Annotated in this window: 13 protein-coding genes; all 13 read right to left on the bottom strand. The window is 64.2% G+C overall.

The window, feature by feature from the left end; all coding sequences use genetic code 11:
- Window positions 1–25: 25 nt before the first annotated feature.
- Window positions 26–829 carry an amidohydrolase gene (locus BTH42_RS07730; protein WP_075297535.1) on the bottom strand — a complete coding sequence of 268 codons (804 nt, stop codon included), beginning with the start codon at window positions 827–829 and terminating at the stop codon, window positions 26–28.
- A gap of 94 nt (window positions 830–923) precedes the next feature.
- On the bottom strand, window positions 924–1,646 hold the full coding sequence (locus tag BTH42_RS07725) for a hypothetical protein (protein ID WP_143751995.1): 723 nt from the start codon (window positions 1,644–1,646) through the stop codon (window positions 924–926).
- Window positions 1,647–1,737: 91 nt separating this feature from the next.
- On the bottom strand, window positions 1,738–3,156 hold the full coding sequence (locus BTH42_RS07720; protein ID WP_075297531.1) for an MFS transporter: 1,419 nt from the start codon (window positions 3,154–3,156) through the stop codon (window positions 1,738–1,740).
- A gap of 103 nt (window positions 3,157–3,259) precedes the next feature.
- Window positions 3,260–4,636 (bottom strand): LysR family transcriptional regulator, encoded by a 1,377-nt coding sequence (locus tag BTH42_RS07715; RefSeq protein WP_178392132.1) that lies wholly within the window; start codon window positions 4,634–4,636, stop codon window positions 3,260–3,262.
- Window positions 4,637–4,714: 78 nt separating this feature from the next.
- Window positions 4,715–5,575 carry a fumarylacetoacetate hydrolase family protein gene (locus BTH42_RS07710; RefSeq protein ID WP_075297527.1) on the bottom strand — a complete coding sequence of 287 codons (861 nt, stop codon included), beginning with the start codon at window positions 5,573–5,575 and terminating at the stop codon, window positions 4,715–4,717.
- Between the two features lie 12 nt (window positions 5,576–5,587).
- A complete protein-coding gene (locus tag BTH42_RS07705; RefSeq protein WP_075297525.1) occupies window positions 5,588–6,367 on the bottom strand; it encodes an SDR family oxidoreductase in 780 nt (259 codons plus the stop codon).
- A gap of 47 nt (window positions 6,368–6,414) precedes the next feature.
- The gene (locus BTH42_RS07700; protein WP_075297523.1) at window positions 6,415–7,443 is read right to left on the bottom strand and encodes an amidohydrolase family protein; all 1,029 of its coding nucleotides are present in this window, start codon (window positions 7,441–7,443) and stop codon (window positions 6,415–6,417) included.
- Between the two features lie 41 nt (window positions 7,444–7,484).
- Window positions 7,485–8,408, bottom strand: coding sequence for a VOC family protein (locus BTH42_RS07695; protein WP_075297521.1), 924 nt, complete (start codon window positions 8,406–8,408; stop codon window positions 7,485–7,487).
- 82 nt (window positions 8,409–8,490) lie between these two features.
- Window positions 8,491–9,387: a phosphate/phosphite/phosphonate ABC transporter substrate-binding protein gene (locus BTH42_RS07690; protein WP_143751994.1), complete on the bottom strand. Its 897-nt coding sequence runs from the start codon at window positions 9,385–9,387 to the stop codon at window positions 8,491–8,493.
- Window positions 9,388–9,403: 16 nt separating this feature from the next.
- The gene (locus tag BTH42_RS07685) at window positions 9,404–10,393 is read right to left on the bottom strand and encodes an ABC transporter substrate-binding protein (RefSeq protein ID WP_075297519.1); all 990 of its coding nucleotides are present in this window, start codon (window positions 10,391–10,393) and stop codon (window positions 9,404–9,406) included.
- 19 nt (window positions 10,394–10,412) lie between these two features.
- Complete coding sequence (locus BTH42_RS07680; RefSeq protein ID WP_075297517.1) at window positions 10,413–11,279, bottom strand: HpcH/HpaI aldolase/citrate lyase family protein; 867 nt, start codon at window positions 11,277–11,279, stop codon at window positions 10,413–10,415.
- A gap of 22 nt (window positions 11,280–11,301) precedes the next feature.
- Window positions 11,302–12,342, bottom strand: a complete 1,041-nt coding sequence (locus BTH42_RS07675; protein ID WP_075297515.1) for a hypothetical protein — start codon at window positions 12,340–12,342, stop codon at window positions 11,302–11,304.
- Between the two features lie 384 nt (window positions 12,343–12,726).
- Entirely contained in the window at window positions 12,727–13,062 is a 336-nt protein-coding gene (locus BTH42_RS07670) for a DUF4148 domain-containing protein (RefSeq protein ID WP_075297513.1), read from the bottom strand.
- Window positions 13,063–13,178 lie beyond the last annotated feature (116 nt).

Here is a 13,178-nt window from a genome sequence, read left to right as displayed (position 1 = left end):
GTCGTGCGTGCCCTAACGCATCGCGTCACTCCCATTCGAGCAACCGGCACAAATTGCCGCCCATGATCAGCTCGCGATCCGCCGCCGACAGCCACGGCAACGTCTCGCTGAAATGGGTCACGCACTGCCGGTACGGATGGTGCAGCCGCGACAGTTCGCTCGCCCACACGATCCGCTCGGCGCCGAACGCGTCGAATACCTGGCGCAACGTCGCCTGCAGCGAGCGGAACGGGTACGGATCGAGCGCGTAATCGCCGACGCCCGCCGCCTTCACGTGCACGTTTTCGTGCCTGGCCAGCGCGAGCAGTTCGGGCAGATGATCGAATGCGCTCGGGCCCGACGCGCCGCGCGGCACGCCGAGATGATCGACGATCAGCTTCAGCTGCGGATGGCGCCGCGCGATCGAGTCGACCACGTGCAACGCGTTCGGCACCAGCAGCGCGACGGTCAGGCCGGTCTCCTCGGCGATCGGCCAGAGCCGCTCCAACTCGCCGTCGAGAAGCGGTTGCAGCCGCTCCTTCGTGTTGAACAGAAAACGGATGCCGCGCATGCTCGGTTGCTCGCGCCATGCGCGCAACAGCCGGTCCGGATTGTCGAGCCGGCTATCGAGCAGGCCCATCACCGCGAAACGCTGCGGCTCCGCCGCGGCCAGCGCCAGCGAATACGCGTTGCCGTCCGGGTCCCACAGCGGCGGCACCAGCAATGCGCGGTCGACGCCGGCCTGCGCCATTTCGGCTTTGAGGACCTCGCCGGTGATCGGCGTGCGGCGATGGTGCCCGGTCGAAACCCCGTTGGACCAGGCATGGATTTGTGCGTCTACGATCGGCATGGAAGTTCGTGATTCGATTGTCTTGAGAGGTGCGAACGGCGCGCCGGCGAGCGTCAGCGTGATGCGCGCGGGCCGGCGCAAGTTCGCATGTGCTTCAGCCGCCGGTCTGAAAAAGCCGGCCCGCGCCGCGAATCTGGCCGCGCCAGCCCGCCGCGTTCAACACCGACCACAGCATCGCCTGATTGCTGGTGACCACCGGCAGATCGAGGCCGCGTTCGAGTTCGTCCGCCGCCTCGAACGCGCGCACGTTCGCGCACGACAGCAGCACCGCACGCGTGTCGCCATCCACCTGTTTGCGCACCACCTCGGCGATCTCCGCCGGTTCCATCTGCGCGGCAACTTTCGCGTCGGTAAAACCGAGCGATACCGTGCGCAGCACGTTAAAGCCCGAGTCGAGCAACGACTGCCGTTCGACGCGCGAGAACTCGTCGCTGAACGGGCACACGTGCAAAATGCCGTCGGCGTTCAACGCGCGCAGTGCTTCCTTGATCGCGACCATCGTGTTGGTCGACGGAATTTCCAGTGCTTCCGACATCCGCTGCGCGAGTCTCGAATCGCAGTCCTGACCATTGGCGACGCTCGCGCCGGTGCAGTTGAACGCGATCGCATCGGGCGACAGGTCTTTCAGATAACCGGCCTCGTCGATCGCTTCGAGATACGCGCGCGTCAGGCTCTCCATCGTCACGCGCCCCGCTTCCTTGCGCAGCCGGATGCGGTGCACGTGATACGCGACGCCGTCCGGGCAATACGCGCGGAAGTCGTCTTCGGCGATCGTGTTCAGCGACGGCACGATCATTCCCACCCGCAATTTCTTCATCGATTCCCTCTTGGATTGCTTCGAGTCGTTCCAGCTTGTGGACCAGTCTATGGGCTTACGCTTTGCAGGCCCAATCGAAAAACTGCCGGGGTCATCCGTTTTTGCTGTACTCGGGCGAGTGGTTCTCCGCGCGTGCTTCGTGCTCCGCCTGATCCATCGATTCGAGCGTCTTGCCGCGCGCTTCGATGCCGATCGTCAGATACGTGACGCCGCATACGAGCAGGCACAACGCGAGGAACTGGAACGCCGGCACGATCACGCCGACGGTCGCCGACGGCATCACGACGTTGCTGGAGCCGGCGGTCATCGCGAGCCCGAGCGGGCCGAGAATCTTGCCGACCGAGCCGGCCAGCCCCGCATAACCGGAGCCGGTGCCGCGCAACCGCGACGGCCAGATTTCGGTCGAATACGCGGCGCACACCGAGAAGCTGCCGTCCGCGAAGATGAACGCGAGCAGCAACGGCGCCCAGAACAGCGATGGTGTGAGCAGATCGCCGTGGCCGATATAGCCCGCGGCCAGCAGCGCGAGCGCCGATGCGATCGCGAAGTACCCACCCGTTTTGCGCCGGCCGATCCGGTCCGCGAGCGCCGCCGCGGTCAGCCGCGCGAGCATCCCCAGCAGCGCGAAGCCGATCATCGTTTTCGCGGCGAGTGCCGGTGTGAACTGCTGGATCTGCGCGAGCAGCGTCGGCGCCCACAGCACGATCCCGTAGTAACCGGCGATCAAGCCCACGTTGATCAGCGTTGCAGTAATCACGCTGCGCGGATAACGCAGCAATTCGAACCAGCCGCGCGACGCGACCGGTTGCGGCGCGTCGATCTGCGCATCGAACGACGGCGCGCCGAGCGCCCATGCGATCGAGCGGCGCGCGGCCGCGTCGCGTCCTTGCAGGCTCAGCCAGCGCGGCGACTCGGGAATGTACGCGGCGCCGATCAGCGCGATCACGGCCGGCGCGGCGCCGAGCGCGAAGGTCCAGCGCCAGCCGAGCGCCGGGATCACGTACGCGCCGCTGAATGCGCCGAGCAGCAGACCGCCGGTCGTGATCGCCGACACGATGCCGGTCAGCATCCCGCGCCGCCGTGGCGGCGTGAACTCGTGCACCAGCGCGATCTGGATGAAGTAGCCCGCGGTGCAGAAGCCGATCACGACGCGTAGCACTGCCATATAAACCCAGCCGCGCTCCGGCGTGAAAGCGAGACCGACACTCGCTGCCGCCAGCAGCAACAGCGACAGCACGAACACCGGCTTGCGGCCGAAGCGATCGGCCATGCTGCCCCACACCACGCCGCCGACGATCGCGCCCGCGCCCGACGCCAGCAATACCGCGCCCATGATTCCGTAAGTAATTCCCCACGGCTTGATCAGGTAAGCCATGATGAAACCGATCAGATACGCGTCCCAGAACTCCAGCATGCTGCCGACGCCGACGAGGCCGATCAGCAGTTTCTGGTTGCCGGACAAACGCGTTTGCTCCTGAAACGGGCTGCGCCCGCTGTTGATTTGCAACATCGTCGTCTCCTTGCTTCGATTTTTAATTGGTAGGACTAAGTGACACGTACGGACCCCGTTCCTTTCGATCGATCGGGGTTGGTGCGAGTCGGGTCCTGTCCGCTCAGCCGCGCGTTTTGCGGGCGGGCGATTTGCGTTTGCGGCGCGGGGTTGGCGATTCGGTGGATTCGGCCGATTGCGCGTCGGCCTCGCCCGCTGCCTCGGGCGTCAAAGCCGCAGCGTCGACCGCCAACGCCGCCGGCTCCACCGTCGACTCACCCGCAATCGCGGTCGCGTTGCGCTTCAGATGATGTAAAAACGCCGCCTGCACGTCGTTTGGCCGCCAGTCGCGTTTCGTCGTGATGCCGACGATCGGGCCGTCCCACGGCACCTCGACCGGCAGCGGCGCGATAAAGCCGAAGCGCCGCTCGCTGAGTACTTCGGTCCAGCTCAGCACCGTCAGCATTTCCGCGTCGTACAGCGTGATGCGGATCGTCGATAGCGAGTAGGTTTCGATGCTCGCCGGCGGCGGCGTGGTCTCCGCGAAGATATGCTCGTACGCTTCGCGGCGCGGCGAGCCTTTCGGCGGCAGCACCCATTGGTAGCGCGTCAGATCGTCGACGCTGATCGCATTGCGCCGGGTCAGCGGATGCTCGCGGCTCGCGACCACGCAATAACGCTCGTGATACAGCGGCTGCTCGACGAAATCGAACGCCTTGCCCGGCTGCTTCAGCAGACCCAGCATGAAATCGATCTCGCCGCGCAGCAGCTTGTTCAGCAGCGTCTCGTAGGTGCCGCTCAGCACGACCACGCGCGCATCGGGAAACTGCGCGCTCAGCGAGCGGATCGCATTGACGATCAGGATGGTCGGATCGAGCAGCAGCACGCCGAGCGTCACCGTACGCTCCTTCGGAAACTCGTAGCTGGTGACGGTTTCGGCGAGCGCGGAAATCTGACTCGACACCAGCTTCAGCCGGCGCGCGAATTCACTGCCCACTTCGGTCGTATTGATGCCCGTCGACGTATGCCGGTACAACTGGCCGCCGAGATTCTGTTCGAGCGTGCGCGCCGCGCGCTGCAACGACGCCTCGGTAATGCCGAGCATCCGCGCGGCCGCGCGAAAAGAACCGCACTCCTCGATCGCGATCAGGCAGCGCATCTGCGTGCGCGTGATGCTGCCGGCCAGCGCGAGCGGCGACACCTTGCGGGTGCTGCCCACCAGTTGCGCGGCTTCCTCGGCGAATTGCAGGATCTTGCGCGTTCGCACCAGCGCGGCGACCCCGACCGGCGTCAGATAGGTGCCGGTCGGCGAGCGTTCGAACAGCGCGACGCCGAGCATCGCTTCGAGCGTCGCGACGCATGACGTGGTGGCCGGCTGCGAGCGCAGCAGCTCCTGCGATGCCTGCGTGACGTTTTCATGGCGCGCGACGGTCTCGAAGACCCGCAACTGCCAGATGCTCGGCAGGTCTTTCTCGGACGCAGTGGTCTCGATTCGTCGCATCGCCATTCCTGATTCAAATAAGCCAGATCAATTGACCGAAAGGACCGTCACGCTGTTACCGCGCTATTCGCGCTGCCTCTATTCGCGGCTCACCGCATTGCGCAGCGTGCCGATCCGGTTGATCGAAATCTCGCACACGTCGCCCGGTTTCATGAACACCGGCGGCGTGCGCGAAAAGCCGACGCCGCTCGGCGTGCCGGTCGCGAGAATATCGCCGGGGTACAGCGGCGCGATCGTCGACACGTACTCGATGAAACGCGGAATCTTGTGGATCATCGCGCTGACCGCTTCGTCCTGCATCACCTGGCCATTCAGCGTGGTGCGGATACGCAGTTGATCGACGTCCTCGATTTCATTGCGCGGCACGATCCACGGTCCGATCGACCCGCTGCGGTAGAAGTTTTTGCCCGGTGTGATCTGCCGCGTGTGGAACTGCCAGTCGCGCACGCTGCCTTCGTTCATGATTGTAAAGCCGCCAATATGGTCGAACGCATCCTGCGCGGCGATCCGGTAGCCGCCCTTGCCGATCACCACCACCAGTTCGCCTTCGAAGTCGAACTGCTCGCTCACGCCCGGATGCAGCAGCGTTTCGTTGTGACCGACCAGCGAATCGGCGGCGCGCGCGAACAGCGCCGGCGACTTCGGCAGTTCCTGCACGCGGCCCGCGCTTTGCACTTCGTTATGGTGCTCGGCGTAATTCAGCGCGAGGCACCAGATATGCACGGGCGCCGCAATCGGCGGCAGAAAACGAATCTGGTTGAGCGCGTAGTCGGCCGGCTCGTTGGCCGCGGCCGCGACGTGCTGCGGAAAACCGGCGGCGACCAGCGCCTTCAGGTCCGCGTACTCATGGCCGAAACGCTTGCCGAGATCGACGACGCCATCACCGACCACCACGCCATAAGTACTGCGTCCGTCGATTTCAAAGCTGGAATATTTCACTTCACTTCTCCGTTAGACGAGGCCGGCATACGAGCCGCCATCCAGTTGCAGGTTCTGTCCCGAGATGTAGCCGGCCTGCGCGCTGCACAGGAAGGCGCACGCGTCACCGAATTCCATCGGGTCGCCGAGCCGTTTCGCGGCGATCGTCGCGGCGATCCGCTGCTTCGCCTCGGCCATCGTGATGCCGTCCTTCTTCACCATCCGCTCGGCCATGAAGACCTGACGGTCGGTGTCGAAGCGCTCCGGCAACAGGTTGTTGATCGTCACGTTATCGACCACGCTGTCGCGCTGCACCGATTTGCTGAGCGCGGTCAGCGCCGCGCGCACGGCCGCCGACAGACCCATCATCGCGCTCGGCGACTTGACCATCGCCGACGTGATATTGATGATCCGGCCGAAGCGGCGCTCGCGCATGCCCGGCACGAATGCCTTGATCAGGAAGATCGGCGCGAGCATGTTGCCCTCGACCGCCGCGAGCCAGTCCTCGCGGCTCCAGTCGGCGATCTTGCCCGGCTCCGGGCCGGCGTTGTTGTTGACCAGAATGTCCGGCGCGGGGCACGCTTCGACGAGACTCGCGCGTCCCTGCTCGGTATTCAGATCGGCGACCACGATATGCGGACGCCGGCCCGCGACCGCCTCGATTTGCGCAGCCGCCGTTTCCAGTGCATCGCGATTGCGGCCGTTGATATAGACCTCGCAGCCCTCGCGCGCCAGCGCGGTCGCGCACGCGAGCCCGAGGCCTCGCGACGACGCGCACACCAGCGCCTTCTTTCCGGCGATTCCCAGATCCATGAGTTGTCCTTTATGACTTCGTTGATTGCCGAGCTTCTCGCCCGTGCTTAATGGGCCTTGTCGGCGAGTGCCGCGAGACGTTCTTTCAGGCGCGGATAAAGCGTCAGTGCATTGTCTGCAAGCACCTGCTGCCGTTCGCGCTCGCCCAGGTTCGGCGTCGCGACGAGATAGCGGCCGGTGTCGTCGTAGTGGTGACCGGTTTCCGGATCGATGCCCTTCACCGCGCCGATCATCTCCGAGCCGAAAATGATGTTGCGAGTCGGGATCACCCTGGTCAGCAGATCGATACCCGCCTGGTGGTACACGCAGGTATCGAAGAACACGTTGTTCAGCAGGCCCTTGTCGAGCATTTCGAAGCCCATGTCCTGCGCGAGCCCGCGATAACGCCCCCAGTGATACGGCACCGCGCCGCCGCCGTGCGGAATGATGAAGCGCAGCGTCGGGAAATCCTTGAACAGTTGCGGCGCGAGCAGCATCTGCATGAACGCGGTGGTGTCGCCGTTCAGGTAGTGCGCGCCGACGTGATGGAAGCACGGATTGCACGAACTGCTGACGTGAATCATTGCCGGCACGTCGAGTTCGGCCATCTTCTCGTACAGCGGGTAATAGATGCGGTCGGTCAGCGGCTTGTCGGTCCAGTAGCCGCCGGACGGATCCGGATTCAGATTGCAGCCGACGAAACCGAGTTCGAGCACACAACGCTCGAGTTCCGCGGCCGACGCTTCGAGGCCCTGCCCCGGCGATTGCGGCAATTGGCACACGCCCGCGAAGTTCTCCGGATACAGCGTGCAGACGCGGTGAATCAGATCGTTATTCAGGCGCGACCATTCGATACTGTTCTCCAGCGTGCCGAGGTGGTGCCCCATCTGTCCGGCGATCGGCGAGAACAACGTGAGGTCGAGACCGCGCGCGCGTTGCGCTTTCAGCTGACCGTTTTCGAGCGAGTCGCGCAGTTCTTCGTCGGTAATTTCCAGCGGCGCGCCGTAAAAGCCGCCGCCATTTTCCAACTGACGCTTGCGCCATTCGTGCAGCGTCTTCGGCACTGTCGTGAAGTGCCCGTGGCAATCAATAATCATCGTGTTTTACCGTGTTGTTCGAGGCAAAGAACGCATGCGCGTCAGGCACCGGCTTCCGTCGGCCACGGCACCATCTGCGTGGCCTGCTTGACGAAGCGCTCGGGCGGCTTCTCGCCGGTGTCGTAACTCATCCCCTCGCCGATCTGGATGCGGTTGAAGCGGCTCGTCGCATTGAGCTTTTCCTGCGAGATCCAGTGCTCGTGCATCTGCTCGAACGGGCTCATCCAGTAATCGAAAATCTGGCTGCCGAGCGCGTGCCGGCCGATCCCGCGCACATGGTCGTGCGAGCGGTGCGCCATGTGGTCGTAGCCGAAGAAAATATCGTCGACACCCTCGACCTGATACGACACGTGATGCATGCCGGCGCGTTGACCGCGCAGCAGAAAGATCACGTGGTGATCGACCAGCTCGTCGCCGCGATCGACGCGATTGAATTGACCGATCACGTTGCTCGTGTCGCCGACGAACAGTTCATCGGTCGGCAGCAGCCCGAGCGTGCGTTGATACCAGCCGATCGTGTCGGCGAGATTCGGCGTCGCGTACGCGGTGTGCGCGATTCGCACCACCCGCGCCGGACCGAGCGAGCGGCTTTCGCCTTCCGGCCCGCGTACCAGCACGCGCGGCGCCAGCGGCTCGACCCGTTCGCGGCCCGTTACCAGTTCGAGCCAGAAACCGTTCGGGTCCTGCACCCGCACACGCCGGCCGCCGCCCGGCACGTCGGGCGATTCGATTCCTTGTGCGCCGGGCAGCTTCGCGAGCGCGCCGAGATCGGCGTCGTCGCTCAGTTGGTAGCCGAAGCTGATTGCGCCGGGCGCGCCGAGTTCGGTCACGTGCAGAAACGGCGTGTCGCCGACGCCGCGCATATACAGACGCTTGGCGTCGCGATGCGCGAGCACCATCCCGAAGTCTTCGAGAAACGCCTGCATGCGGCCGAGATCCGGCGCACTCAGCCGGACGTATGACATTCCTGTGATCGGTGAAGCCACCGTTGTCTCCTGTTCAAACTATCTGTTGCGACGATCGGGTCGGGTCCGTGCGCGCCGCGCGTCAGTCCAGAATCTTCGCGACGTTGCCGTACAGTTGCTCGACCGTATATCGTTGCGCGATCAACTTCTGTTCGTACGCATACCGGATCACCGTTTCGAGTGCCGGACGCAGCGCGTCGAAACCAACCGGCTGCAAATCCGGGCCGTTCGCGCTCGCCGTGTCGCCGCTCGCGTCACGGCTCCTCTGTAGCATATGGAACACTTCGCGCACGAGGTCAATCCGGGTCTGCGCGATCTCGCTGCGAATCACCACCACGTGATTGATCGGCACCACGTTCGTGCGGCGATACGAGGCCGCCGCCGCTTCCTTCGGCTCGGGGATCAGCGTGCGAATGCCCGGGTCGCCGGACAGCGCGCCGCCCGCGATGATCGCGTCGACCTCGCCCGCGCGCAGCATGTCTTCGAGGCTCAAAGTCGAATCGATGCGGGTGACGAACTCCGGGTCGCGGAACTCGGCGACGTGTGCGCCTTCCTGAGTGAGCCAACGCACCTTGTCGAGTTCGACGCCGTATTCGTCCGACAAAATCCCGCGCACCCACGTCGGCGTGGTTTGCGGATACGAACGCATCGCGACCGTTTTACCTGCCAGATTCTCGGGCCGCAGATCGTCGTCGCTGCGGCACAGAATGCTCTTGTGGTGAAAGTTGCCGTTCATCACGAACGGCAGCATCACGTAAGGTTTGCCGGCTTCGAAAGCTTGCAGGAAGGTGACGACCGCCAGTTCGGCGACGTCGAACTTCAGCCCGCGCACCACATCCTTGAACGCCTTCTGCGCGGTGTCCACATCGGCGAAATCGAGCCGCAGCAGCGGCGAACTCACGCTGCCGTCTTTCAGCGGCGCGGTCTTTTTATACGTGCCCATCATCGCGGTGAGCGCGGTCATGTCGGTCTGTTTCATTGGCGCTTTCATCTCGTCAGGTGCGGCTCGCGGTGGCCAGCGCGTCGCGTTGCGCGTCGCGCATGCCGGCGCCCGGGCGCGGATCGTGGAACACCTCGTGCAACGGCGGCTCGGTCGGAATCAGCCGCTGCCGGTACGCGTAGCGCACCAGCGCCGCGAGCGATCGCGCGTTTTCGTCGAAGCCGTACGGCAACGGGTCGCCGACCCATGCCGACAGTTCGCGATAACGCCGGTCTTCGGCGCCGTCCGCCTCGCCGCTGCGAATCCGCTCCAGGTAGTTCGCTTTCGCCTGTGTGAACGCGTCGAACAGCGCGGCCGCTAGTGTCGGATGCCGTTCGAGCACGTCGTTGCGTACGACGATCATTCCGTGGAGCGGATAGATGCCGGTGCGCTCGAACCAGTCGCGCTCGCGGGCCTCGGCATCGGCGACGATCTCGACGAGTTCATCTTCGAGCTGGTTGCCCGCGCCGGCGAGTCCGCCGAACGCCGCTTCCAGTTCGCCGCGTTGCATCAGCTCCGCGAGCGACTGGCCCTCGGGCAGCCGCTGCACGTTCGGCGGCGTCGCGAAGCTTGATACGTTCTCCTCTTCTTCGGTCAGCCACGTGATCCGGTCCGGATCGACGCCGTACTCGTCGGCGAAGATCCCGCGCGTCCACACCGCGGCGGTGACCGAATAGGTGCGCACGCCGACGCGCCGCCCTTCCAGATCTTTCGGTCCCCGAATCGTCGACGCGCGCAACCGTTGCATGCCCGCGTGACGGAAACGCCGCGTCATCGGAATCGCCAGCGCGGTAATCGGCGCGCCGGCCGCGACCGCCATCAGATACGAAGTCGGCGCCATTTCGCAGATGTCGTACGGCTGGCTGCGCGCCATCTCGCGATACGCGTCCGGCATGCGCTTCTTTTCGATGAAGTCGAGATCGAACCCCTCGACACGCACCGTGCCGTTGCGCAGATCGCGCACCTGGCCGTGCGGGCCCAACACGATCGACAGTTTCGCTGTCATGGTTTCTCCGTGCGTCGCATCAGGCCGCCGAACGGCCAGAGAGTTGCAGGCCCTTGTCGAGTGCCGAGAAATCGCGCTTCGGGTAGGTCATCAGAAAGCGATAACCCTGCTCGATCACGCGGCCTACGTTCTGATTGGTCACATGCGGATGGCCGACCGGAATGTCGAACGCTTTGCCGACTTCCAATACGTGATCCATCATGCGCAGCAGTTCCGGGTTGTCGTACTGGCGCGGACAGCCGAGCTCCTGAGTCAGATCGCCCTCGCCGATCAGCAGCACGCCGATGCCCGGCACCTGCCTGACGATCTCTTCGAGGTTTTCGATCGCCCGCGTGTCCTCGATCATCAGCACGACCAGCACTTCGCCGTCCGGCGCGAGCGGCCACACGTCGGCCTTGCGGTAGTACTCCTGTTGCGACACACCCCAGTAACGCGCGGCGGGCATCGGCGCGTCGCCGCGCAAGCCGGCCGGTTCGTACAGCGGCGCGCTCGGCAGACGCGGATAGCGACATGCGGCGACCGCGTTATATGCCTCCTCCGGCGTGCTGATGCGCGGCCACACAATCCCGTACGCGCCGAGATCGAGCGCCTGCTTCGCGAACCACTGATTCATTTCGCTGCCGCTCGGCGGAATCCGCACCAGCGGCGTCATCTGGCAGGCCAGCGACTGCGCTTTCGCAATACGCTCGCGCAGCAGCAGGAATTGCATCGATTCGCGCAGCGCGCCGATATCCCAGGGTGTGTGTTCGAGTTCGAACACGACGCCGTCATTCGACGACTGCGCGAATGCGACCGCGGATTCCACTTCCGCCTGAATGAACGACGTGAATGCGATACGGCGTCCGGTTTGCAGCGCGCGAATCACGCCGTTGAGTCTTTCTGTCATGGTGTGCTAATCCTTGTTTCGCTCACAGCATCGCCGCGCAGAACGCATCGCCTGCGCCTTGCGGAAGAGGTTTTTCGGTCCAGCTCTCGCAGCCGTCGGTGGTGAAGAACACCTGACCGCCACGCGTCACGCTGATCACGCCATTCGGATCGCTCAGGTGCACGCCGAAGCCGAGCATCGTGCTAGCCGGATTCACCTGCGAATCCGCGCGATACCAGCTCTTGCCGAGGTCGTCGCTCGCGTACAGCGCGCCCGCTTCGCTGCGCGACGAGATGCTGAAGCACGCGTACATCTTGTTCGGGTTATCGCAAACGAAGCGGCAGTCACGCGCATAGGAGAACGGCGCGAACTTGCCGACTTCGAGATCGCGGAACGTCTTGCCCTTGTCGCGGCTTTCGAAAACGCCGAGGCGGCAGATATAGAACAGCGCGTCCGGGTCGGCGCTGGTGGTGCAGACCGCGTGCGCGTCGAACACGCCTTCGGCGTCGTCGTCGGTTTCAATCCTGCTCTTCAGATGCGGCAGCTTCGCGAGTTCGAGCAGACCCTGCGCTTCACTGCGCCACGTGTCGCCGCCGTCTTCGCTGACGAGAAAACCGTTGATCTCGGCGACCGCGTACATCACGTCCGGATTCAGCGGATGGAACGCGATGCGCATTACGCGCGAGTCGCCGAACGAAATCTTGAAGCGCTCCGGATGGTCGGCCTTGCATTTGCGCCACGTGTCGCCGCCGTCGTCGCTGCGATAGATGCTGACCGGGCCGCCCGCCGCGAACAGCGTATCGGGACGGGTCGGATGAATCACGACGCTCCAGAACTGGATCGTCTCGCCGGTCACATTCAGGCGCGCCCACGAATCGCCGCCATCGGTCGAGCGATACACGCCCTTGCGCGTCGCCGCGAACAGCAGCTCGGGGCGTTGCGGATGCGGGGTGATCGCCTGCACCGACGCGTCGTCGGGGAAGTCGGTGAGCTTTTCCCACTCGCCGCCGGGCCGCAGGCGATACATCGAACCAATGGCATTCGGACGATTGGCGGCCGTGCCGACCAGCATCAACTCTTTCATAAGGTCTCCAAATGAATGGTGTGTCGAGCGCCGCCGCGTGATCGGGTGCCGGCGTTCAACAGCAGTTCGGAATGCAGTGTAAGTGCCACCGGCTACGCTTTGTTATTCAAAATCTGCGGGGGCAATAGAAATTTGCTTAGTCGCGGAAAACACCGCTGGAGAAGGGAAAAACGCGGGGGAAATGAGGATGACGACGGCTGCGGGAACTAGTGATTACCCGCAATTGGTCGATGCGATGGGTTTGGGTTGCTCGCGACGTAGCAACCCGGATGTGCGAATGGCCTGCGTCACGTTGGAGTGACAGCAGGCCATTCGTGTTCAAGCTGAATCGACAGCACGCATGATCTTTTGCGGATCAGCGGCGGCCCTCGGGCCTCGCGCGCATCAGCGCACGTACTTCACCACCGGTACCGAATAGGAACTCGCGGCGGTATCCGGGCGGCTGCCCGCTTGCGACGAGCCAACGGCCGGTGCGCCATAGCCGCTGGTCCGCGCTGCGTCGTGCTCAGCTACGACACGCGCTTCGGCGGCCTGAAGGTTGGCCGGATAGTTGTGTGTGTCGGCCGATGACGGCCGGTAGCCGGCATGTTCGAACTGAATCAGTTCGGCGCGCACCTGCGCGCGGGTCAGCGGCTCACTGGTCTGATTCGATTGAGCGAACGTCGCGAGCGGCGTGGCAATGAGAGCGGCGATGACAACAGCTTCGATCAGCGACTTCATGATTTCCTACCTCCAGAGTTTGCTCGATGCGGATACCGCGGAAGCTCGATGTGAACTGAGACCTCCGCGGCGATGGAAGGAGTGTAGGAGGCGGGTTATTCACGGTAAACGCGTGC

The organism is Burkholderia sp. SRS-W-2-2016 (assembly GCF_001931485.1).
Classification (GTDB): Bacteria; Pseudomonadota; Gammaproteobacteria; order Burkholderiales; family Burkholderiaceae; genus Paraburkholderia.
The sequence above is the reverse complement of the archived record's forward strand: the minus strand, read 5'-3'. Positions and strand labels throughout refer to the sequence as shown.